The sequence below is a fragment of the Spirochaeta isovalerica genome (assembly GCF_014207565.1).
Lineage (GTDB): Bacteria > Spirochaetota > Spirochaetia > DSM-2461 > DSM-2461 > Spirochaeta_F > Spirochaeta_F isovalerica.
This window is the reverse complement of sequence record NZ_JACHGJ010000005.1, coordinates 108516-129901: the sequence shown is the minus strand read 5'-3', so window position 1 is coordinate 129901 and position 21386 is coordinate 108516. Positions and strand designations below refer to the sequence as shown.

Sequence of the window (21386 nt, the reverse complement as noted above, 5' to 3'; positions counted from 1 at the left end):
ATATACATCAGCAAGATGTATGCCATGAGAAGTTTAGCTTTTAGCCGTGTTTAAATAGAGTATCTTAAGATATGTTAATATTGGATATAAAAAAAACTCCGGCAACAAGTGCCGGAGCCGTTAATATTCTTACATCTGTGAAATGAAGAGTTTTATTCCTTCACCGTGAAAATGCTCTTTTACTTCCGATACGGACTGGCTTATCAGTTCCGCTTCTTCATCTTCACAGAAAATGAGGAGAAGAAAGTTTTCCTCGGGCCAGATATGGTCACCCCTTTTCGGCGTGCTGTTTCCGGCTCCATGTACCGAAGGAATTTTCGTAAAAGCTTTGACGATATCTCTTCTCTCAAAAGCTTCGAAAAGATCCTCTTCAACGGAATGATTAGCTATGAGTTCCACTCTTTTCATTTGGCCGCCTCCCCGATTTCAAGTCTGTTGTTCTTGTGCTTTCTGTTGAAAATCGAGTAGAGAACCGGAACGAGATAAAGCGTTCCGAGCGTATTGACAGTCAGTCCGCCGATAACGGTCAGACCGATCGGCTGAACAAGCTCCGATCCCTCTCCGGGGAAGAACGCCATAGGCACCATTCCCAGAATCGTAGTTAGGGTTGTCATCAGAATCGGTCTGAGTCTGTTTCCTCCCGCCTGAACGCAGGCTTCGCGGATCGTCAGTCCTCTCTCTCTCAGCAGATTGGTGTAGTCCACCAGTACGATCCCGTTGTTAACGACGATACCGGCTAGCATGACCAGACCGACAGCGGTGAACATGCTGAAGGTCGTTCCCGTGATGATGTAAATCCAGATAACCCCCACGGCCATAAGCGGCAGACAGAGGAAGATGATAAAGGGGTCGAGCAGCGATTCGAACTGCGATGCCATAACGGCGAATACCAGGGCAACGGCGATGACCATGATGACGAGGAACTTGACAATCATCTCCATAATCTGCGCCCAGTCCCCGCCGAAATCGATAATCACGTTGTCATCGGCAACGATGTTGGATGTAACGAGATCCCTCACCTTCGCCTCCACAGCACTTGTCGAAGCGCCGGGCTTCAGTCCTCCGGTCACATGGAGAACTCTCGACTGGTCTTCCCTGTTTATGCTGGTCGGCCCTGTCGTTCTTTCCAGAGTGGCGAAGTTGGATACGGGAATTTTCTCTCCCATCTGGTTCATTATGAAAATATTGTTAAGATCGTCGAGGCTCTTCCGGTCTTCTTCTTCGAGAAGAACTTTTATATCGAACTCGTCACCGCCGGAACGGTAGATCCCTGCGGATTTTCCGTCGATATTGGCGCTGATTTCGCTTCCGATGCTGTATATGTTCAGTCCCAGAGCGTAGGCTTTTTCCCTGTCCACATTGACTTCAATCTGGGGCAGACCTTCATTCAGGCTGACTGTCGGTTCCGTTACTTCAGGGATCTGCTCCTGAATCAGGTCCCGTATCTGTATGGCTGTTTCGCCGGCCAGTTTCAGATCTTCCGATTTGACGATAACGTCGATAGGGCTGGCAGATCCTCCCATACCCATCTGGCCGGAGGAGAAGCTGAATTTGACAGAGGGAAAGTCATCGAAATGAGATCTCAGAAGCTCTTTGATCTCATCGGATGTTTCGATCCTCTCTTCATACTTGGGCAGAAGTATCTTGATCGATCCCTTGTTGCTGGGAGTCTCTCCGAAAAATCCGCCGCCGCTTCCAGTCGTTACGATAATATCGGTGTATCCTTCGATTTCGTTTTCCACATAGTACTGGAACTGGTTTATGACATCTTCCGTTACGTCCAGTTTGGTTCCAACCGGCAGTTCGATGCCGACCTGGACGAAGTCATCGCCCGATGTGGGCAGAAAGTTGATTCCCACCGTTGAGAAAAGGGCCACAGAAGCGGCAAAGATGATAATGACGATGGATATCGTGGCGCCCTTATGGTCCAGAACCGTATGGAGAGATTTCATGTAGGAATTATCGAGACCGGAGAAGAGCTTTTCCATAAAGTCATCGATAGACCGGAGCACTTTGTTTTTAACAGGTTTCTGTTTTTTCGTATGGAGCGGAATAAACCGTCCGGCCAGAGTCGGCACCAGCGTTATGGCGATAAGCAGGGAGGAGAGCAGGGCGATGACGATGGTAAAAGCCAGATCCTGAAACATAACCCCGATAACGTCGAGCTCGGATTTGAACATCAGCATGGGCAGGAAAACACAGATTGTAGTCAGGATAGAGGCGGTTATGGCCATAATCATTTCCTGTGTTCCTAGAAGGGCCGAAGCCGTCAGCTTGGCTCCTTTCTCCCTGTAGCGGTATATGTTTTCCAGAATAACGATGGACGAGTCCACGATCATACCGATGCCCAGGATCAGACCGGTCAGGGTCAGAAGGTTGAGCGTCAGACCGAAAAAGTACATGGCCATGAGGGTGATCAGCAGAGATACCGGAATGGACAGTCCGATGATGAATGTGCTTTTCACGCTCCGCAGGAAGATGAAGAGAATCACCATGGCGAAAATGGCACCGGTCAGGGCTGATGAGATAACCTGATCGAGGGTCATGCGGATCATCTGGGTCGTGTCGCTGATAACCTCAACTTTAACGCCGTATGGGAGGACTTTGTTTATTTCCTCGAGACGGGCGATGACATTATCCGCCGTCTGGACCGAGTTTGTTCCCGTCTGTTTCTGCACGGAAATATTGACGCCCGGTTCCCCGTTGATATAAACGGCGCTCGCCTGGTCCTCAAATCCCATTGTCACGTCGGCAAGATCATCGAGTTTGATGACTTTCGCCGGGTTCACCGGCTGGCCGGGCATTACGACTCCGCCTTTATAGGTAACGACTGTGTTGCGGATATCATCGAGAGAATCGAATTCCCCTGAAGTCCTGATCAGGAATTTCTTGGAACCCTCTTCGATGCTTCCCGCGCCGATTTGAATATTCTGAGTCTGCAGAGCCTGAGTCACCTGAGTCAGCGTCAGGCCGTAGGCATCGAGCCTGTTGGCGGAAATCTCCACTTTGACTATGGGCTTGCGGCCTCCTGTCACGGAGGTCATGGAAACCCCTTCAACCTGCTCGATGAGCGGCTGAACCGTATCCTCGGCAATCTGAAGCAGTTCTTCCGGAGTTCTGTCTCCCCGGATAACCAGATCGAGAATCGGCAGCATGGACGGGTCGAATTTAAAAATCTGCGGCGAACCGGCTTTTTCCGGCAGAAAATCCTTTATAAACTCCAGCTTATCGCGAACTTCATTGGCCGATTCGGAAATATCCTGTCCCCAGCCGAATTCCAGCAGGATCATACTGGTCCCCTCGGAAGAGGTGGACGTCATACCTTTTATGTTGCTCACATTAGTCAGCTGGCCTTCCAGTGGCCGGGTCAGCGTATTTTCAACTTCTTCCGGACCGGCTCCTTCATAATTGGAGAACACAACCAGAATCGGCGGATTGATTTCAGGATAAAGATCCAGAGGAATCTGGGGACTGATATAGAGCCCCAGCCCTATGAGAATGACAAAGGCAACGAAAATCGTTACCGGCTTATTGACGACTGTACGGGTTATGCTCATAATCAGCCCTCTTTTTCTGCCGATTCAGTCAGAGGTGCAATTTCCTTGATCACTTTAACGGGAACGCCATCCTCCAGAAGAGACTGACCCTGAATAACCACTTTTTCACCCGGTGAAATCCCCGAGAGGATTTCCGTCACATCTCCGACTGAAATACCGGAAACGATAATCCGTTTCTCAGCTTTTTCATCGGCACTGACGACATAGACGAATTTTTCATCGTATCTCTCGCTGATGCAGTCCGTGGGAATTTTGACGACGTTGTCTTTGACCGATGTTGTTATTTTCACCTTGGTGAACATTCCCGACTTGATCCGGGTGTTGCGGCTGTTCAGGCTGAGTTTGATCTCCATGGAACGGGACGAGGGGTCAACCACAGGGCTGATTTCCGTAATCCGCGCCAGAAATGTCTCGCCGGGATAGGCTTCGAAGGTCAGTTTCGCCGGCATACCCAGTGCGATCATGGAAATTTTACGTTCCGATATATAGGATCTGACCTGAAGGTTGCTCAGGTCTCCGATCGTGGCGATGGGAGACTGTCCGGCCACAGTCGAGCCTTCATTTCCCGGGAAAGAGGTTACGGTACCGCTGATGGGGCTGTAAACCGGGCTGTTTGTGAAATTCATTCCCGGGCGCGATGGGTCTACATAGGCCAGCAGGTCGCCTTTTTTCACTCTGTCGCCTGTGGATACGCGGATATCGGTGAGTTTTCCCGCCGTATCGGGATAGACATCCACCACATCTCCGGAGACAATATCTCCGTTGACATAGAGGTAATCCATAATGCGCCCTTCGGTGGCCGGCGTCGTGTTGACGGCGAAAACCTGTTCGGTTTCGACAGTCGCTTCCGATGCCAGCTCAGCCTGGGCTGTTTTGTTCCGTTCTCTGAGAACGTAAACCGTACCTATGGCCAATACCAGAACCGCGAGGGTAATCAACAGTCCCGGTATTTTGCTTTTTTTCTTTTCCGTATCGCTCATTATTATTTCAAAATCTCCTCAATAGACGTATTTAATGTGTATTCCAGGTTCAGAAGCCCGGAAAGATAGTTGAACTGCTCTCCCAGCACTTTCGCTTCGGCGCTGAGAAGGTCATTCTGTGCGGACTCAACATCGAGCAGTTCCTTGGTTCCCAGATTGTAGGCTTCGCTGGTCATCTCGTAGGCTTTGCGGGCCAGTTCCACGTTCAGCCTGTTGGCTTCGAGCTGCTGAATGGAGTTTTCCAGCTTGGACAGTGTATTGAGAACATCCACTTCCGCCTGGAGGGCAGACTGCTGGATCGACAGTTTCAGCTGGGCGATCTGGTCTTTCATGTTGTTGATTTCCACGCTCTTTTTTGATCCGGGGATGTAGTTGTCGAGGTTGATGGAAAGTCCCAGAGTTATTGTTCCGAAATCATCGGGGAATGACCAGGAGTCCGTCTCGGTGGGATAGTCTCTGGCCCAGGGGTTATAGCTGGCTGCAGTCAGGTTGTAACCCAGCATAAGTGTCGGTGTCCAGGCGTAGAGAGACTGCATCTTTTTCGTATTTTCCAGCACTTCCAGATTTTTGTTCATTGCTTTCAGGCTCAGGGATTTGCCGAGGTACTTTTCAATCAGATCGTCTCCGTCGAAACGGTACGTGTCTATGTCGAGGGAACCATCAAGTTCAACTTCCTGGTTCATATCGATTCCCAGCATGACTTTGAAACCCATAAGCATATTCTGGTACTGGGTTTTCATAGTGGACAGTCCCGGTTTCTGGCTTTCGTAACCGACCTGGGTCCGCAGAACATCAAGTTCGGGGATAAGGCCGTTGCGGTAGTTCTCCTGCACCTGCAGGTAGCGCTTTTCCGCCAGATCGATTCCTTTTGTCATGATCTTGATCTGTTCCTGCATATTGAGAAGGCTGTAGAACTGGATCTTGGTATTCATTTCCAGCCCTTTGACAGCCATTTCATAGGATATCTCCCCGGCTTCGTACTGTAGAACATAGTTTCTGATTCCCGCTCCCAGTGCCGTGTTGATCATAAGCTGGGCGTTGAAGCTCACATCGAGACCCAATCTGGCGTCGTCCGGTCCGGCGGGTTCGTCTATGGTAACCACTGATGGAAAATTTGAGTAATCTGTAACTGACTCCATATATCCCGGGTTCATCATCAGTGCCGATCCGGCAGAGACCCCCAGCGTCGGCAGAAAGTTATTCCAAACCGTTTTCCTGTTCCTCTCGGCAACCTTCAAATCAAAAGCCTTGGCTTTGATGTCCAGGTTGTTCATGTGAAGCAACTGAATTGCCTTATCGATAGTTATGACTTCTGTCTGGGCCGCGAGAGGGGCCATCAGCATTATCAATCCTGAAATCATTATGTACACTTTTTTCATTTTTTATTCTCCTGTAATGCTTTCAGTCCATGGACAAAGAGATCGTACAGGTCGTGAACCAACCCGTATTTGCTCTCCTTCTCCAGGTCTCTGTTTGTTTGATTATTCACTTCAAAGGTCACGCAGAAGTTGACCAGTAATAACAATTGATCAGCCGTTATCCCGTGGGTATTGAGATAGCGGTAGTTGGCGGCGTTTTCGAAAAACACCCTGTATTTTTCAAATTCCGTCGGTTTTCGGAAGCTGTCTCCGATTCCCCTCCGGATAAACCAGTGGATCATCGAAACGGTTTTGGGCCTTTCAATGGTCATGCTGGCTGTCAGAACAAAGTGGGCGAAGAGCTGGTCTCCCACCTCTTCATAGGCGGAAATCTTTTCAAAATAGTATTCCGTAAAGGCTTCTGTCTGCCTGTTTATCGTTTCTGTAATCATCTCCTCTTTATTGTTGAAATAGAAATAGAGGCTGCTTTTGGTCATCCCCGCCCGTTTCGCTATTTTGTCGAGCGATGCGTTGTGGGGGCCTTCCTCCATAACCACTTCAGAGATCGACTGCAGGACTTTGTTCTCTTCGGTCATATCGTTTTCAGGAATCCGGTTTTCCCTTAACAGTCTTTCCGGATCCGATGGTTTTGCAAGAAGTTCTGTTCCGAAGCCTTCGGTAACCAGAGTGTAAATCCTCCCGGTCAGTTCTTCCGTGCTTTTCAGCGAATCAATAAATATATAAAAGACAATGAGATTCAGGATGTAATTTACCGCTGAGGGCTTAACATCCAGTTCCTTTTGCAGATAGCCGGTCTGTTCGGCAATCACTTCTATAAAATTTCTTCTTCCCTCGTCGGCCAGTCTGATTTTTGAAATAAGAAAGGATAGGTATTCGCTGTGGTTTCTGAAAAACTCAATCTGGTTCCTTATGAATTCTCTAACAATCTGATCGCGGGATTCTGTTTCCGCAATACGGCGGAAATCGCGAAAATTACTTCTATAGTGATCGGTAATACGGCTGCTCATTTCAGAAATGAGACCGCTTTTGCCTTTGAAATACCGGTATATGGCCTGTTTGGTCATTCCCAGGCTTTCGGCAATATCGTTAAGAGATGTCGAGGTGAAACAATTCAACTGCCACACTTTGAATGCGGTATCGATGATTTCCTCTTTTCTGTTCAGGTGTTTTACGCTTTTCATATTTTATGTTACCGAACGGTTGTTAACTGTTAACGACCGTTTGGTAAGAAAATATCAACTGAAAGCCCGAAGGGCAAGAGAATTCATAGAGAAAATTGAATATTAACTGTTATTTAATATTTGAAAAGCTTTGATAATACGGTCGAGGACTTCGTCTTTAGACCCTTTGAGGGTACAGCCGGCAGCTTTCCGGTGTCCGCCGCCTCCGAAGCTTTTGGCTATGGCGCCGACATCCGTATCGAAGTTTGAACGTAATCCGACGGAGAAAAGATCCAGATCCTCTTCCTGTATCACGGCGACGGATTCCACTCCGCCTATACTCTGGAGCATCTGGTACATGGAATCGGAATCCCTGTCGTCAGTACCCAGTTCTCTCCGGTCTTCGAGAGTTTCCCATGAAATAATGAGCTTCCCGTCGAAATGGAGTCTCGAGCGCTCCAGTATGCGGCCAAGCAGCCTTCTCGAACCGTGGGTTCTGCCTCCGGTCATCACTCTATGTGTGGCGTTGGGTGATACTCCGGCTTCGACAAGCCTGGAGACTGCCTGGAAAACATCGGGTTTTCCCGAACCAATATGCCGGAAGAACCCCGTATCCGTACAGAAACCGAGAAATATAAACTCCGCTTCCTCTTCGGTCAGTTCCATGCCCGACGCTTCAATCAGCTGCTGTACGAGAAGAGTCGTGGAGGGGCTGTTCGAATCGATAAACCGGTAATCGCCGAAATCCTCTCCCGCACTGTGATGGTCAATTACCATAAGGGGGAGCCTTTCCAGCTGTTCGCCAAGCGGGCCTGTCCGATCGGGAGAGCTGCAGTCCGTAATGATTCCCAGTGTGCTGCCCTGCAAATCGTCGTTTCTGATTGTTGAAGAGAAAAATTTTTCCCAGCTGCGGATTTCAGGACGGTTGAAGGGCCCGGCGGAAACCAGTTTGGCGCTCTTTCCTTTTCGTTTGAGAAAACTGGCTAAAGCCATTTGAGAGCAGAGACAGTCTCCATCCGGTTCCTGATGCCCGGCGATGATAAAATTATCATACTTCTCCAGGGCATCGAGAATTGGTCTCGCATCTCTTTCCATCAGTATATGATCGTGAGTTCTTCAACCTGAAAGAGATCTTCGTTCACACCAGTCAAGGGAAAAGTTCCCCAGGAAGGATCATTAAAATCCTCTTTCACATAGAGCCTGAAGTGATCGACTTTTCCCTCTTTGTACCAGACGGACATATAGGGAGCTGAAGGATGGTTTCCATATACCACTTCACCATAGCCCGCCGCTTCGCCGAACCATTTCTGCGGCATATAGATGGAATAGAGTTTCATATTGGAATTCTGATAATCGACGCGAAAACCATGATTGTCATTGTAAACTTTGACTATATAAATCGTTTTGACGTAGAGATCCGATTCTGCTGTGTCCGCAAAAACCGATATCCCGGTAAAGATAAAGAGAATCAATAAAACTGTAATAATCTTGTGTTTCACCTGAAAGCCTCCTGATATTAAGAAAGGGCGCTTTTCGCCCGGTCTGCCGAATCGCAGATTTTACGTCCAGATTAAATTATCCGACAACTTAGTTTAATTATCAAGCGCCAGGAACTTTTTTCTTAAAGAGTTACAAGCCCTGTCTTTATTTGAAAGTTCCCCGGGGAAAAAGCTTTTCCAGGGCATCGATGACGGAACTGCAGAAGTAAAACTTCATCGATTCCTGAATTTCCGGAGGCAGTTCCTCTTTATCCTTCTTGTTCTTTTCCGGTATGAGGACTGTAAAGAGATTGTTTCTGTGAGCAGCCAGGACTTTTTCCTTCAAGCCGCCTATGGGAAGGAGTCTGTCTGTGAGGGTTATCTCTCCCGTCATGGCGATTCCCTTTTTGAGGGGAACATTTTTTATAGCTGAAAGCAAGGCCGCTGTCATGGTTATGCCGGCCGATGGCCCGTCCTTGGGTATGGCCCCTTCCGGAACATGGATGTGAATATCCCTGTCCTTACTGAAAGAAGGATCGATTTTGAAGATCTCTGCGTTGGAGCGCAGAAAGGAGAGGGCGATCTGGGCGCTCTCCTTCATGACATCACCGAGTTTTCCCGTCAGTATCAGTTTTCCGGCACCTTCGTAGAGTTTGACTTCCACAGGAAGAACCCTGCCGCCCAGCTCTGTCCAGGCCAGACCTGTGGCCATGCCGCTCTTGGTCGTGCTTTTCAGGTCGGACTCGGAAAACCTTTCCTTTCCGAGGTATTCGGAGATCATCCCGGCTGTGACATGTATGCTCACATGGGAGAGATCGATGTCCGTTCCGTCATCAATCTGCCTTACGGCGTAGTTTTCCTGATTCTGATGGAGAGATGCCGTATTGATGACATAGCGGCCGCCCCGGCTTTGGTAATCTTCTATAGATTTTCTGGTGATCTTGCGGATAACCTGGCTGATTTCCCTTTCGAGGTTTCTCACGCCGGATTCCATTGTGTAGGACCGGATTATCTTGAGTATCGCCTCTTCATCCATGGTGATATCGGCTTTGTCGATTCCGTTCTCTTCAAGCTGTTTGGGAATGATAAACCGCGAGGCGATTTCCAGTTTTTCGAAATCGGTGTACCCGGGGATTTCTATTATTTCCATTCTGTCCAGCAGGGGACGGGGTATATTATGTAGCGTATTGGCTGTGGTTATAAACATAACTTTAGACAAGTCGAAGGGTACTTCCAGATAATGGTCCACGAAAGTGGAGTTCTGCTCCGGATCCAGGACTTCCAGTAGAGCCGCGCCGGGATCGCCTCTGAAATCACTGCTCATCTTGTCTATTTCGTCTAGAAGGAATACGGGGTTTTCCGTTTTCGCTTTTTTAAGAGACTGTATGATTTTGCCGGGAAGCGCTCCCACATAAGTTTTTCTGTGGCCTCTGATTTCCGCTTCATCGCGGACACCGCCGAGGGATATTCTAATAAACTCCCTGTTCAAAGCTTTGGCAACAGACCGCCCTAATGAGGTCTTTCCCGTTCCGGGTGGTCCGGCGAAGCAGAGAATGGGACCTTTCAGATGTTCCTTTAACTGACGGACGGCGATAAAATCGAGGATTCTCTCTTTGGCTGTCTTCAGGTCGTAGTGATCTTTGTCGAGGATCTCCGCAGCGGCTTTCAGGCTTTTGTTGTCCTCGGTCCTTATGCCCCAGGGGAGATCGGTAATCCATTCAAGGTATGTTCTCAGCACTCCTGATTCGGGAGACATGGGCTGAAGGCGGGAAAGGCGCTTCAATTCTTTCAGCGCTTTTGTTTCGACTTCTTCGGGAAGATCCAGCGCCATGATTTTGTCTTCCAGTTCTTTTGAGCCCGAAGGGTCGTTGTCTTCCGAACCCAGTTCTTTCTGAATTTCCTTCAGCTGCTCATTGAGAAAATACTCTTTCTGAGTTTTCTCCATTTTTTTCTTCACCCGTCCGTTGATGTTGTTCTTCAGGGTGATGACTTCGTTTTCCATTTCCAGAGAAACCGCCAGGTTTTCCATCCGGACGCGGTTGTCCCGGGTTGTGATAAACTCCATTTTTTTATCAGAGGGAAGCTTCAGGTTAGTCATAACCAATGAAATCAATCTGTCGGGAGATTCAGCTTTTTCAATGTTCGCCACTACTTCAGCCGGGAGCTTTTTAACCAGCTTGCTGTGCTCCCTGAAGGAGTTTTTCACTGTGGCCATCAGGGAGGCTTCCACTTTGGTCGGCGCGCCGGGCTCCGGAATGGGGCGGTAGGTTACATTGGCCATTCCCTCTTTCTCGAAAACCTTCAGGACATCGGCGCGGGACTTGCCTTCAACCAGAACGCGGAGGCTTCCATCGGGAAGCTTGAGGATCTGAAGGATATGAGCTACGGTACCGACAGGAAAAAGATCATCGGGCGTGGGATTATCGTTTTTGTTTTTCTGAAAAGCCAGGAAGATGTTTTTATCGCCTTCCATCGCTTTTTCAATGGCTTTGATTGTCGCGGGCCGTCCGGCGAAAAAGGGGACGACCGAATAGGGAAAAATAACCAGCTCCCTCAGGGGAATGAGGGGAAGCTGGTTTTTATTGTTACTGCTTAGACTGTTTTTCTTAAGCGGAGATTTGCTTAGTAGTTTCATAGAGTTCGTTCTTCCAGGGTTCGTTCATTTTTTCCGGATCGGTAATAATGACCGGTTTGTGATTGTCTTTGATCACATCGCTGGTGACGATCACTTTTTTCATTCCCTGAATGGACGGAAGCTCGTACATGATCTCGGTCATCGCTTTTTCCACAATCGACCGCAGACCTCTGGCTCCTGTCTTTCGTTCCAGAGCCAGATCGGCAATAGCCTCGATAGCTGCTGTTTCGAAGTGCAGCTCCGCATTGTCCAGTTTCATCGATGCTTCATACTGGCGAATGATCGAGTTTTTAGGTTCAGTTATAATCCGGATTAAATCCTCTCTCTTGAGGTTATCCAGCGATACGTGAATGGGGAGCCGTCCGATAAACTCGGGAATAAGTCCGAATTTTATCAGATCGTCGGGATGCATCTGGTCGTATAGTTTCGCCAGGTCTTTGTCTCCCGAAACTTTTATATCCGCTCCGAATCCCAGAGGGTGCTGAGATACGCGGGAGTCGATTATGCTGTCGAGTCCGACGAAAGCTCCGCCGCAGATAATCAATATATTGGAAGTGTCGATTTTGAGCATTTCCTGGTTGGGGTGCTTTCTTCCGCCCTGGGGAGGAACGGAGGCTACGGTTCCCTCGATGATCTTGAGGAGAGCCTGCTGAACACCTTCACCGGAAACGTCTCTCGTTATGGACACGTTTTCGCTTTTTCTGGCGATTTTATCAATCTCGTCGATATAAATGATCCCTTTTTCAGCTGCGGCAATGTTGTTGCCGGCCGCCTGGATCAGTTTCAGGAGGATGTTTTCGACGTCTTCACCCACGTAACCGGCTTCGGTCAATGTCGTGGCGTCGGCAATGGCGAAGGGAACTTTGAGTCTTTTGGCCAACGTGGAGGCCAAAAGGGTTTTACCCGTACCGGTGGGACCGATAAAGAGAACGTTGGATTTTTCAATTTCCACATCATCTTCGATCTTTCCGCTGTGGGTAATTCTTTTATAGTGATTGTAAACCGCAACGGAGAGTACCTTTTTGGCTTTATCCTGCCCGACCACATAGGAATCAAGGAAGTCCTTGATCTCTCTGGGCGTAGGCAGCTCTTCGTCGAAGTCGGCGGTTATCAGGTCGTTTTCCTCTGTGAGAATCTTGTTGCATACATTGACGCATTCATCACAGATGTAAACACCCGGTCCGGCTATGAGTTTTTTTGCTGAGTCCGATGTCTTTCCGCAGAAAGAACACACTTTCATATCTTTACTTTTTGATCTGGCCATCTGTCTCTCTTCTTAAAATCCTGTCTACGATTCCATACTCTGTCGCTTCTTCGGCAGACATGAAAAAGTCTCTTTCCAGATCCTGTGAGATGAGCTCTTCGCTCTTGCCCGTGTTGGCGGCGAAGTAGCTGATGAGCATTTTCTTGAGTCTTACGATCTCTCTGGCCTGAATCCCGATATCTCTGGCCTGTCCCTGAACACCGCCCCAGGGCTGGTGAATCATAACGCGGGACGAGGGGAGGGCAAGCCGTTTGCCGGCTGTGCCGCCCGCCAGAAGAACCGCTCCCATGGAAGCGGCCTGACCCATGCAGATCGTGGTTACATCGGGTTTGATGTACTGCATGGTGTCGTAGATTGCCAGTCCCGCTGTTACCGAACCGCCGGGGGAGTTGATATACAGGTTGATATCCTTCTCCGGGTCCTGCGATTCAAGAAACAGGAGCTGTGCAACGACAAGGTCCGCAGTCACATCGTTTATTTCCCCGTCGAGGAAGATAATTCTGTCTTTCAGCAGGCGGGAGAAAATATCATAGGAACGTTCTCCGATTCCTGTCTGTTCCACTACATAGGGTACCAATGTGCTGTTCTGTTCATTCATACTGCAGATCCTTGCCTTAATATTTAGCCTTTGATGTAATCGGCGTATTTTACTTTTTCACCTTTGACGATATTCGCCTCTTTGATGAGCATGTCGTAAACCTTTCTGGTTTTCATATCGCTTTTAAGATACTCAGTCAGGTTGTTTTCGCCAAATGATTTTTTCAGATCCTCTATGGGCATATTATACATATCGGCCTGTTTCTGCAGTTCTTCTTCGAATTCCTCATCGCTGATCTCAACTTTTTCCTCTTCGAGGATCTTTCCGATAATCAGCTGGCCTTTAACGCTCTTTTCCGCATCGGCGCGCCAGGTGTCGAGAAGCTGCTCTTTTGTCTGACCCTGCATTTCGAGGAATCCGAGGAGCTGCTCCTCCTGCATTCTCGACTGCTGTACAAAGTTTCTCCAGCTCTGTTCCAGTTCCACGTCAACCATGGATTTGGGAACATCGATTTCCGTTGCTTCAACCAGCTTGTCTACAGCCTGGGTTCTCAGTTCGGCATCGACTTTCTCTTTGGCTCTGTCCTTGCACTGCTTTTTCAGAGCTTTTTTCAGGTCATCGAGGGTTTCATATTTTTCATCCACGTCCTGAGCCAGTTCGTCGTCCAGCTCGGGGAGGATCTTTTCTTTTACAGCTTTAACAAGAACTTTAACGGCGACTTTGCGTCCCGCCAGATCCTGCGCTTCGAAATCTTCGGGGTATTCTTTTTCGATGACTTTTTCTTCATCTTTTTTCATACCTTTGATTTCTTCATCGATTTTGTAATAGTTGTATCCCGTTCCGACTGTGAAAACGAAGTCTTCGCGTTTCTTGCCTTCTACTTCGTTCTTTTCGTCATCGAGTTCGCAGTAATCTACAGTTACGATTGAATCGTCGGCAACTTTACCGTCCTTCTTGTCCATAACAACGGAGTTCTGCTCCTGAATGGCTTTCAGTTCGGCTTCTTCATCAGCTTTGGTTACGGAAACCTGAGTTTCTTTCAGTTCAAGACCTTTGTAGTCTTTCAGTTCGAATTCGGGGAACACATCGTATTTCACTTCAAAAGAAAAATCTTCACCGATTTTCAGTTCGGGATCTCCGACTACTTCGGGGTGTGTGTATCCGAGGGGTTTTTCCTCAACGGTTTCAAATGCTTCTCTGAGGGATTTATCCATGATGTTTCCGGCGGCTTCCCCGCGGATACCCTCTCCGAATTTTCTCTCGAGAACAGATGCGGGAACTTTACCTTTTCTGAACCCTTTTATCTGCGCCTCTTTACCATACTTTGTAAGAAGCTCATTGTATTCTTTTTTCGCCTCATCACCTTTAACGGTAATGGACAGTTTTACTGAGGAATTCTCCAGTTTTTCAACGCTTTTTTTAACAATCACGGCGTTTTCCTTCTACAGAGAGTTAAGGTGTAAAAAAAAGACGATCCAGATAACATCCAGATCGCCCAAACCTTTTGTTAAGCGAAAGACGGGACTTGAACCCGCGACATCCACCTTGGCAAGGTGGAGCTCTACCACTGAGCTACTTTCGCAAAATTGTGTTTCATGCGAGCGAAGGGACTCGAACCCTTACACCGGAGGCACTGGTTCCTAAGACCAGCGTGTCTACCAATTCCACCACGCTCGCGCATTATACAAACAAATTAACTTTACAGTCAATCCCTTCGATGCAGGAATGAGCCGTAAAGGGTTCGAACCTTTGACCCACAGATTAAGAGTCTGTTGCTCTACCAGCTGAGCTAACGGCCCGCATTCGTAATATACAAAGTAAGTTTACGCCCAGCAGGATTCGAACCTGCGACCTACGGATTCGAAGTCCGGCGCTCTATCCAGCTGAGCTATGGACGCATATTACTTCGGGTGAATGACGGGACTCGAACCCGCGACAACCAGAACCACAATCTGGCGCTCTACCAACTGAACTACATTCACCATGTTTTCGGCGGAATCCGTCGTTTCCGCTGAACGAAGGCAATAATTATATATTTGCTGATTTTTGTCAACAAGTCCCGTATAAAATTCTATAAAAAAACTTTCAGGTCAGAACGCATAACCGGGCAGGAGGCTTCAGGCTGTGATCAGGCTTTTTTTCCGTATAGAATAAGGCTCGATCGGTTCCAGGAAACGGTTTTTCCCGAAAGCTGTTTTTTCAGTTCGGACTTGATCGCCGAATAGGCATCGTCACCCAGCTTTTCAAGAACGGCCGCACCGTAGCTATTGTCCGTTTTGCTGTCCAGCCAGCGGTCGAGCTGTTCGGGAAGGATGAGGCGGTTCTCTCCGATCTGTATTTCTTCTACCGAACTCTCGGGGAAAAGAGATTTCAGATTTTCTTTAAAATCCTCTTTTCTGTCATAACCGGAGGCGCTGTAGAGTTCTCTCTCAACTTCAGCCAGTTTCTCCTTCAGATCCGGGGAGAACTCCGACGGAAGGAAGGAGGACAGTTTGGTTCCTCCGGCCCGATGCGTTTCCACTATTACCAGGCGCCCATTCTTACCCAGAGCTTTATGCGCGCTGCCGAGCAGTTCCGGAATATTTCTCCTGGTTCCGAAGAGGTCCCGGGCGGCAAGGCAGTCGAAGAGAAAGCCCTTTGTTTCTTCATGCTCTTCGCCGTTCCAGGCCGCAAGGCTGTCTGCGAAAATCACAGGCCTCTCATTTTCCGGAAGTGTGCGGGAGTAGTGTTCGGTCAGAGAGAAGTCCCTCTCGTCGGGAATCAGTCCGCAAACCAGTCCCTCCGGTGCTTTCCTGAAGGCTTCCCAGAGAAAGAGACCGCTTTTCTCTTCGGGAATGAGGACCCGTTCGTGCCGGAGGATATTGAGACGTTCGAAAACCCTGTCCCGGATTTCCTGGAGGTAGAGGCTCTGCCCCGATGTGATTCGCTTAACCCATTTTTCCCGGGTTTTATCTCCCGGGGAGTAGGTGAGCACTTCATCGCGTGTATTTTCCAGCATGACAGCCATCTGGGCTTCCCTTCGACGGACAACTTCCTGCTGTATCGTCGCTTCGTAACCCATGGATGATGGCTGATAGAAATATCGTCCCTTAAGCTCTTCAGGCAGGTAAGCCTGGGCAACCCAGTGGTCCCTGTAGGCATGGGGATAATTGTATCCCTCACCGTGGCCGAAGCTGTGTTTGTCCCGGCTGGGATCTCTTAAATGATTGGGAACTTCGCGATTTTCCTCTTCCACAACTGACCTGAGGGCATCGAAATAAGCCATGGCCGAGTTGGATTTGGGTGCTGTGGCCAGATAAATGGCCGCTTCGGTCAGGGGAAAGGCCCCTTCGGGCATGCCTATCCTGTCGTAGGCGGCGGCCGCTGAGGTGACAACCGATATGGCATGGGGGTCGGCCAGTCCGATATCTTCCGAAGCTGATATGATCATTCTTCTCAAGATGAACTTCGGGTCTTCGCCGGCGCGGAGCATTTTAGCCATCCAGTAGAGCGCCGCATCCGGGTCGGAGCCGCGAATCGATTTAATAAAAGCGCTTATGGTGTCGAAATGGTAGTCCCCTTCTTTATCGTAGAGAACCACTTTCTGCTGGATGCTTTCCTCGGCGGTCTGCAGGTTGATGTGAATCTCTTCTCCTTCGGGGGGAGGGAAGGATTCCGGCGTCGTCTCCACCGCCAGCTGCAGGGCGTTGAGCAGAGTCCTCGCATCGCCGGCGGCGATCTTAACCAGATGCTCCAGGGCGCCTTCTTCGAAAGTGACTTTCCATTTTCCATAACCCCTGGCCCTGTTTTCCAGAGCGTTCGCCGCGACGGCCATCAAGTCTTCATCGTGCAGTTCTTTGAGCTGAAAGATACGGCTCCGGCTGACCAGGGCGCTGTTAACTTCGAAATAAGGATTTTCCGTTGTGGCGCCGATGAGAATAAATGTTCCGTTTTCCACCCATGGAAGAAGGGCGTCCTGCTGGGCTTTGTTCCACCTGTGCACCTCATCGACGAAAAGGATGGTTTTGCGGTCATAGAGCTCGAAGTTGTTTTTGGCTTCTTCAATGGCTTCGCGGATATCTTTGACCCCGCAGAGAACGGCGTTTAGGCTGATGAAGCTGCTCTTCGTCGTGCCGGCGATGACTTTGGCCAGTGTCGTTTTCCCCGTTCCCGGAGGCCCGTAAAAAATAAGCGAGGAAAGCTGGTCCGCCTGAATGGATCGTCTTAAAAGACGGCCTTTCCCGACTATATGCTCCTGTCCGGCAAACTCATCGAGAGTGCGGGGGCGCATGCGCGAAGCGAGAGGTTCCCGGTCTGTTCTCGTGCTGTTTTCAAAAAGATCCACAGAAATATCCGGATCAGATAACTTTTTTCAGTTCCGCTTTGGCCTGGGCAATCACTTCATTGTACTGCTCTTCAAGGGCTCTGCGGTTTTGACTGAGCAATTCCATGAATTCGGGATCCTGTTCCGGTTCTATGGGGATATCCCGTCCGGTCTGCTGACGGATTTGCTGCTGTTTCTGTCTCAGAACCGGCATGTACTGCTGTTTCAGCGCTTCGGAAAGATTCTGAATGTCTTCCACGTATTTTCCGAAGAGCTGCTGTAGCTGGCTGAATACCAGTTTGTAGATATCTTCCCTGTCGGAAATAAGGGCAAAAGCCTCTTCCAGCTGGTTCAGCCTGTTGTCGCTGTTGATATAGAGAGGCAACCTGATGTTCGAGAGCAGGATTTCGGCAAAACCCTCCTTTATAAAAAGAATATCTCCTTCAGGAAATTTTGAGAGTTTCTCTTTTCCTTCCTTTTCCGTCCCGTTGATAATGGATGAAGCCAGTTTCTGTCCCGACTCTTTCAGTTCTTTCTGTTTGAGTTTTTCTCTGTCTACCGATAGCCCTTCAGTTTTTTCAAGGGCCAGTTCCAATGCTGATTTGATTTTTGCCATATTATGAAAATAATATCATTGGTAAATTGAATCAAGGAGAGGATTAGGGTTAAGATTTACATATATGAAAAAGAATAGAAGAAGCGAACGTCACAAAGCGGAAAAATTCCAGACACGGGCACAGTATCTCCTGGAGAATTTCACATGGGATACTGAAGAGAGAATCCTTCTCGATGTAATGGCTCAGGGAACTCTTTCCATGAGCGATGCCAGAGAAGCCTCCTGGATGGAAGTGAAACGGGGACTCGACCTGGTCATTATCAAAGGCGTGGAACTGAAGCTTTCGGAAGAGAGCCTTGCCGCTTTCGATAAAGCCATGAGCGAACTGGTTGATTTTTCCGGAGAGGAAATAGATCCCCGCAACACGCTGCACAAAATCTTTTCCCACGAAACGGGAAAAAATATCAGCAAGGAACTGGCTCAGACTGATTAATCTGCTTTAAAAATCAGAAATCGACTTTCCGTACTTAACCCGTCGAGACGTCGGTCCTGTTCTTCCATAGGTATATCATCTCTGAACTGCCATTCGAAGGACAGACCGACCGTTTTCAGAACATCGCCCTTTTCCGACAGGAAGCGGTCATAAAATCCCCCACCCCTGCCGAGCCGGGAACCCTCCGGTCCGAAAGCGACTCCCGGCGTCAGCATTAAGGTTTTCCCCTTTTCCGGATTCCATAGGGGCGAACCGGCCAGAGGCTCCCGTATGCCCCATCTGTTTGTTTCCAGCGCATCATCCAGGCCTTTGATGTAATGGAATGTCATCTCTTTCCCGCAGATCCGGGGAACGGCAACAGCCTTTTGATCTTTTAAAGCCTGCCTGATCAGAAAGTCCGTTTTGAATTCTTTCCCGAAACTGAGGAACAGAAGGATTTGTTTCGCTTCTTTCCATACAGGCTGTTCTATAACAAGTTCGGATACCCTGCGGCTCAAATCCGTCAGGATTGAATCTTCCATATTATCAATGAGTGTATTGATTTCTTTCCTGATTGCTTTTTTATTCATGGTAAAATTGTAAAATCCACCGCTTCTCTTTACAAGAGATAAGCGTAACGTTTAATCTGGAATTATATGGATATTCAAGGAAAGAAAGCCCTTGTTACGGGCGGGGCTAAAAGACTGGGAAACGCTTTGACTCTCATGCTGGCCGGAGCGGGAGCCGAAGTGGCCGTTCACTATAACCGGTCGGAAACCGACGCTTACGATCTCTGCGATATGATTTGCAATGACGGCGGAACAGCCTTTCCCGTAGCAAAAGATCTATCCCGGAAAGGAGCTGCAGAGGACCTTTTCGGAGATCTGGACGCCATGGATTTTTTTCCGGAAATTCTAATCAACAGCGCCTCGATTTTTCATCTTGAAAGGCTTCTCGATTCCAGTGAAGAAACCTTTCACAGAAACCTCGATATCAATGCTCTGGTACCTTTGATGCTCTCCCGGGAGATGGCGAAACGGGTCGATTCGGGAGTTGTAATCAATATGCTCGATTCCCGTATTACCGATTACGATAATCTTCACGTGCCTTATCACCTGAGCAAGCTATCTCTTTTTTCTCTGACAAGAATGCTCAGCGAAGAGCTGTCCCCCGATTTCCGGTTCAACGCTGTGGCTCCCGGAGTGATTCTTCCTCCCGTCGGCGCCGATCCTTCGGAAGAGGAGAGCTGGACTGAGAGGATGAAAAACTCAAACACACTGAAAAGAATCGGTACGGCGCAGCAGGTTTGTGATGCGGCGGAATTTCTGATCCGCAATGATTTCGTCACAGGGCAGATTATCTTTGTAGATGGCGGAAGACATTTGAAAGGCAGTTTTTACGGCCTTTAAGCAGTTTTCTATTGCATTTTTACTATATAAGGGATTTTAATACATATCATGAATAAAGAAAGAGTTGCCAATCTTATCAAAGAATTATTGATAGAGATCGGAGAAGATCCTGACAGGGAAGGACTGGTCAAGACTCCGCAGAGGGTTGCAGAAGCCTATTCGTTCCTGACTAGCGGTTATGGAATGGATCTGAAAACGGTGATTAATGATGCCATTTTCGAATCCGATGCCAACAATATGATCATTTCCCGGGATATTGAGGTTTTCAGCCTCTGCGAACACCATATGCTGCCCTTTTACGGCGTAGCCCATATCGGTTATATCGCTGAAGGCCGGGTTCTCGGCGTTAGCAAACTGGCCCGCATCGTCGATTTTTACGCGAGGCGCCTTCAGATCCAGGAGAGACTGACCAATCAGATCGCCCGGGCCGTCATGGATGCCGTCGGCGCCGAGGGCGTCGGAGTCGTTATCGAAGCGCGGCATATGTGCATGATGATGCGCGGTGTGGAAAAGCTCAATTCCTCGATGATTACTTCTTCAGTACTGGGTAGTTTTCACAACGACCTGGCGACGAGGGAAGAGTTCATGAGCCTTATTAACAGCCGCTCCAACTTTTCTATTTAATTATTTAATCGCTCTTTGGTGGAGAGGAGGCCGCAGGCCGCATCGATGTCCTGACCGCGGGATCTTCTGATAGTCGTGGTGATTCCCTTTTTCTGGAGATGGGCCTGGAAGGCTTCCATAACCGGCCTGGATGATCCGTTGAGAGCGGAATCCGGGATAGGGTGAAAACCGATGAGGTTAACCCGTGTGTCGAGTCCTTTCAGGAGCCTGGACAGAGCGGCGCTGTGCCGGTCATCGTCATTGACTCCCGCAAACATGATATATTCGAATGAGACCCGTCTCTGACCACCGAAATCGTGCTGTTTCAGAATTTCCACGATCTCCTCAATAGGGTATTTTTTTTCCACAGGCATCAGCCTTTGACGCTCTTCGGGAAAAGGGCTGTGAATGCTTATGGCCAGGTGGCACTTGCTCTCTTCGAGGAACCGCTTCATGGCGGGAATGACGCCAATGGTCGATACGGTGATCCGCTTGGGGCTCATGGCAAATCCGTAATCGGCTGTGAGAATTTCCAGGGAGGTCAGTACGCTGTCGATGTTGTCCATCGGTTCGCCCATCCCCATATAGACTATATTGGTAATCTGGCCGGCTTCCTCAATTTCTGTGAACTGGCTTAGTATTTCCGAAGGAGTCAGTTGGCTCTGAAATCCCTGCTTCGCCGTCATACAGAAGGTGCAGCCCATTTTACAGCCCGCCTGGGAAGATAGGCAGAGGGTCTTGCGTTCCCCGTCGGGAATCATGGCCGCTTCGATAAAACGGTTCTGACCAAGGTCGAAGAGATATTTCTTCGTTCCGTCCTGTGAGATGCTCACCTTTTCGGGCTTTTCCTTATCTATGGAGTACGTCTCCGCCAGGAGGCTCCGGTTGGCTTTGGATATATTGGTCATCTCTTCAAAGGAACCGGCATTTTTTTCATAGAGCCAGCTGCAGATCTGTTTCGCCGTAAAGGCGGGGAGTTTGAGTTCTCCGCAGATCTCCTGTATTTGAGGGAGTGTTTTTCCGTATAAATTGGTTATTTCTTTCATCTTTGC

Annotated in this window: 18 protein-coding genes and 5 tRNA genes; 3 read left to right on the top strand and 20 right to left on the bottom strand. The window is 48.8% G+C overall.

Going from position 1 to position 21386, the window contains the following annotated elements; all coding sequences use genetic code 11:
- Window positions 1-129: 129 nt before the first annotated feature.
- The 18 genes from HNR50_RS13555 to HNR50_RS13470 all read right to left on the bottom strand — a co-directional run bounded on the left by HNR50_RS13555 (window position 130) and on the right by HNR50_RS13470 (window position 17910).
- Window positions 130-408, bottom strand: coding sequence for a PG0541 family transporter-associated protein (locus HNR50_RS13555; protein WP_184747308.1), 279 nt, complete (start codon window positions 406-408; stop codon window positions 130-132).
- A complete protein-coding gene (locus HNR50_RS13550; protein ID WP_184747307.1) occupies window positions 405-3557 on the bottom strand; it encodes an efflux RND transporter permease subunit in 3153 nt (1050 codons plus the stop codon). The genes HNR50_RS13555 and HNR50_RS13550 overlap by 4 nt, the downstream gene beginning before the upstream one ends.
- Window positions 3558-3559: 2 nt before the next feature.
- The gene (locus tag HNR50_RS13545; RefSeq protein ID WP_184747306.1) at window positions 3560-4537 is read right to left on the bottom strand and encodes an efflux RND transporter periplasmic adaptor subunit; all 978 of its coding nucleotides are present in this window, start codon (window positions 4535-4537) and stop codon (window positions 3560-3562) included.
- Window positions 4538-4539: 2 nt separating this feature from the next.
- Complete coding sequence (locus HNR50_RS13540) at window positions 4540-5916, bottom strand: TolC family protein (RefSeq protein ID WP_184747305.1); 1377 nt, start codon at window positions 5914-5916, stop codon at window positions 4540-4542.
- Entirely contained in the window at window positions 5913-7097 is a 1185-nt protein-coding gene (locus HNR50_RS13535) for a TetR/AcrR family transcriptional regulator (RefSeq protein WP_184747304.1), read from the bottom strand. Before HNR50_RS13535 ends, HNR50_RS13540 begins: the two co-directional genes overlap by 4 nt.
- Before the next feature lie 102 nt (window positions 7098-7199).
- On the bottom strand, window positions 7200-8171 hold the full coding sequence (locus tag HNR50_RS13530) for a DHH family phosphoesterase (protein ID WP_184747303.1): 972 nt from the start codon (window positions 8169-8171) through the stop codon (window positions 7200-7202).
- Complete coding sequence (locus HNR50_RS13525; protein WP_184747302.1) at window positions 8171-8575, bottom strand: hypothetical protein; 405 nt, start codon at window positions 8573-8575, stop codon at window positions 8171-8173. The genes HNR50_RS13530 and HNR50_RS13525 overlap by 1 nt, the downstream gene beginning before the upstream one ends.
- Before the next feature lie 145 nt (window positions 8576-8720).
- Window positions 8721-11189 carry an endopeptidase La gene (gene lon / locus HNR50_RS13520; protein ID WP_184747301.1) on the bottom strand — a complete coding sequence of 823 codons (2469 nt, stop codon included), beginning with the start codon at window positions 11187-11189 and terminating at the stop codon, window positions 8721-8723.
- Entirely contained in the window at window positions 11161-12453 is a 1293-nt protein-coding gene (gene clpX, locus HNR50_RS13515; RefSeq protein WP_184747300.1) for an ATP-dependent Clp protease ATP-binding subunit ClpX, read from the bottom strand. The genes lon and clpX overlap by 29 nt, the downstream gene beginning before the upstream one ends.
- Window positions 12434-13051, bottom strand: coding sequence for an ATP-dependent Clp endopeptidase proteolytic subunit ClpP (gene clpP / locus HNR50_RS13510; protein ID WP_184747299.1), 618 nt, complete (start codon window positions 13049-13051; stop codon window positions 12434-12436). Before clpP ends, clpX begins: the two co-directional genes overlap by 20 nt.
- Window positions 13052-13074: 23 nt before the next feature.
- A complete protein-coding gene (gene tig, locus HNR50_RS13505) occupies window positions 13075-14421 on the bottom strand; it encodes a trigger factor (RefSeq protein WP_184747298.1) in 1347 nt (448 codons plus the stop codon).
- 80 nt (window positions 14422-14501) lie between these two features.
- Window positions 14502-14573, bottom strand: a tRNA-Gly gene (locus tag HNR50_RS13500).
- Window positions 14574-14587: 14 nt separating this feature from the next.
- Window positions 14588-14668: transfer RNA gene (locus tag HNR50_RS13495), tRNA-Leu, on the bottom strand.
- Between the two features lie 49 nt (window positions 14669-14717).
- Window positions 14718-14790: transfer RNA gene (locus HNR50_RS13490), tRNA-Lys, on the bottom strand.
- Window positions 14791-14815: 25 nt separating this feature from the next.
- Window positions 14816-14889: transfer RNA gene (locus tag HNR50_RS13485), tRNA-Arg, on the bottom strand.
- Window positions 14890-14900: 11 nt separating this feature from the next.
- A tRNA-His gene (locus HNR50_RS13480) sits at window positions 14901-14973 on the bottom strand.
- 146 nt (window positions 14974-15119) lie between these two features.
- A complete protein-coding gene (locus tag HNR50_RS13475) occupies window positions 15120-17315 on the bottom strand; it encodes an AAA family ATPase (protein ID WP_184747297.1) in 2196 nt (731 codons plus the stop codon).
- Window positions 17316-17328: 13 nt separating this feature from the next.
- Window positions 17329-17910: a DUF6657 family protein gene (locus tag HNR50_RS13470; RefSeq protein WP_184747296.1), complete on the bottom strand. Its 582-nt coding sequence runs from the start codon at window positions 17908-17910 to the stop codon at window positions 17329-17331.
- 64 nt (window positions 17911-17974) lie between these two features.
- Between HNR50_RS13470 and HNR50_RS13465 the strand changes: the two genes are divergently transcribed.
- Window positions 17975-18343, top strand: a complete 369-nt coding sequence (locus HNR50_RS13465) for a hypothetical protein (RefSeq protein WP_184747295.1) — start codon at window positions 17975-17977, stop codon at window positions 18341-18343.
- Here HNR50_RS13465 and HNR50_RS13460 read toward each other — a convergent pair.
- Entirely contained in the window at window positions 18340-18912 is a 573-nt protein-coding gene (locus tag HNR50_RS13460; RefSeq protein ID WP_184747294.1) for a 5-formyltetrahydrofolate cyclo-ligase, read from the bottom strand. The two genes, HNR50_RS13465 and HNR50_RS13460, sit on opposite strands and share 4 nt — an antisense overlap.
- Window positions 18913-18978: 66 nt before the next feature.
- Here HNR50_RS13460 and HNR50_RS13455 point away from each other — a divergent pair, with 66 nt between their 5' ends.
- Window positions 18979-19731 carry an SDR family oxidoreductase gene (locus HNR50_RS13455; RefSeq protein ID WP_184747293.1) on the top strand — a complete coding sequence of 251 codons (753 nt, stop codon included), beginning with the start codon at window positions 18979-18981 and terminating at the stop codon, window positions 19729-19731.
- A 48-nt stretch (window positions 19732-19779) separates the two neighbouring features.
- On the top strand, window positions 19780-20355 hold the full coding sequence (gene folE / locus HNR50_RS13450) for a GTP cyclohydrolase I FolE (protein WP_184747292.1): 576 nt from the start codon (window positions 19780-19782) through the stop codon (window positions 20353-20355).
- Here folE and rlmN read toward each other — a convergent pair.
- Window positions 20352-21380: a dual-specificity RNA methyltransferase RlmN gene (gene rlmN, locus HNR50_RS13445; protein WP_184747291.1), complete on the bottom strand. Its 1029-nt coding sequence runs from the start codon at window positions 21378-21380 to the stop codon at window positions 20352-20354. The two genes, folE and rlmN, sit on opposite strands and share 4 nt — an antisense overlap.
- Between the last annotated feature and the right edge of the window lie 6 nt (window positions 21381-21386).

Bases quoted from the DNA above. Each gene is read 5' to 3' on its own strand.
- HNR50_RS13555 (WP_184747308.1), bottom strand. From the start codon at position 408: ATGAAAAGAGTGGAACTCATAGCTAATCATTCCGTTGAAGAGGATCTT.
- HNR50_RS13550 (WP_184747307.1), bottom strand. From the start codon at position 3,557: ATGAGCATAACCCGTACAGTCGTCAATAAGCCGGTAACGATTTTCGTT.
- HNR50_RS13545 (WP_184747306.1), bottom strand. From the start codon at position 4,537: ATGAGCGATACGGAAAAGAAAAAAAGCAAAATACCGGGACTGTTGATT.
- HNR50_RS13540 (WP_184747305.1), bottom strand. From the start codon at position 5,916: ATGAAAAAAGTGTACATAATGATTTCAGGATTGATAATGCTGATGGCC.
- HNR50_RS13535 (WP_184747304.1), bottom strand. From the start codon at position 7,097: ATGAAAAGCGTAAAACACCTGAACAGAAAAGAGGAAATCATCGATACC.
- HNR50_RS13530 (WP_184747303.1), bottom strand. From the start codon at position 8,171: ATGGAAAGAGATGCGAGACCAATTCTCGATGCCCTGGAGAAGTATGAT.
- lon (WP_184747301.1), bottom strand. From the start codon at position 11,189: ATGAAACTACTAAGCAAATCTCCGCTTAAGAAAAACAGTCTAAGCAGT.
- clpX (WP_184747300.1), bottom strand. From the start codon at position 12,453: ATGGCCAGATCAAAAAGTAAAGATATGAAAGTGTGTTCTTTCTGCGGA.
- clpP (WP_184747299.1), bottom strand. From the start codon at position 13,051: ATGAATGAACAGAACAGCACATTGGTACCCTATGTAGTGGAACAGACA.
- HNR50_RS13470 (WP_184747296.1), bottom strand. From the start codon at position 17,910: ATGGCAAAAATCAAATCAGCATTGGAACTGGCCCTTGAAAAAACTGAA.
- HNR50_RS13465 (WP_184747295.1), top strand. From the start codon at position 17,975: ATGAAAAAGAATAGAAGAAGCGAACGTCACAAAGCGGAAAAATTCCAG.
- HNR50_RS13460 (WP_184747294.1), bottom strand. From the start codon at position 18,912: ATGAATAAAAAAGCAATCAGGAAAGAAATCAATACACTCATTGATAAT.
- HNR50_RS13455 (WP_184747293.1), top strand. From the start codon at position 18,979: ATGGATATTCAAGGAAAGAAAGCCCTTGTTACGGGCGGGGCTAAAAGA.
- folE (WP_184747292.1), top strand. From the start codon at position 19,780: ATGAATAAAGAAAGAGTTGCCAATCTTATCAAAGAATTATTGATAGAG.
- rlmN (WP_184747291.1), bottom strand. From the start codon at position 21,380: ATGAAAGAAATAACCAATTTATACGGAAAAACACTCCCTCAAATACAG.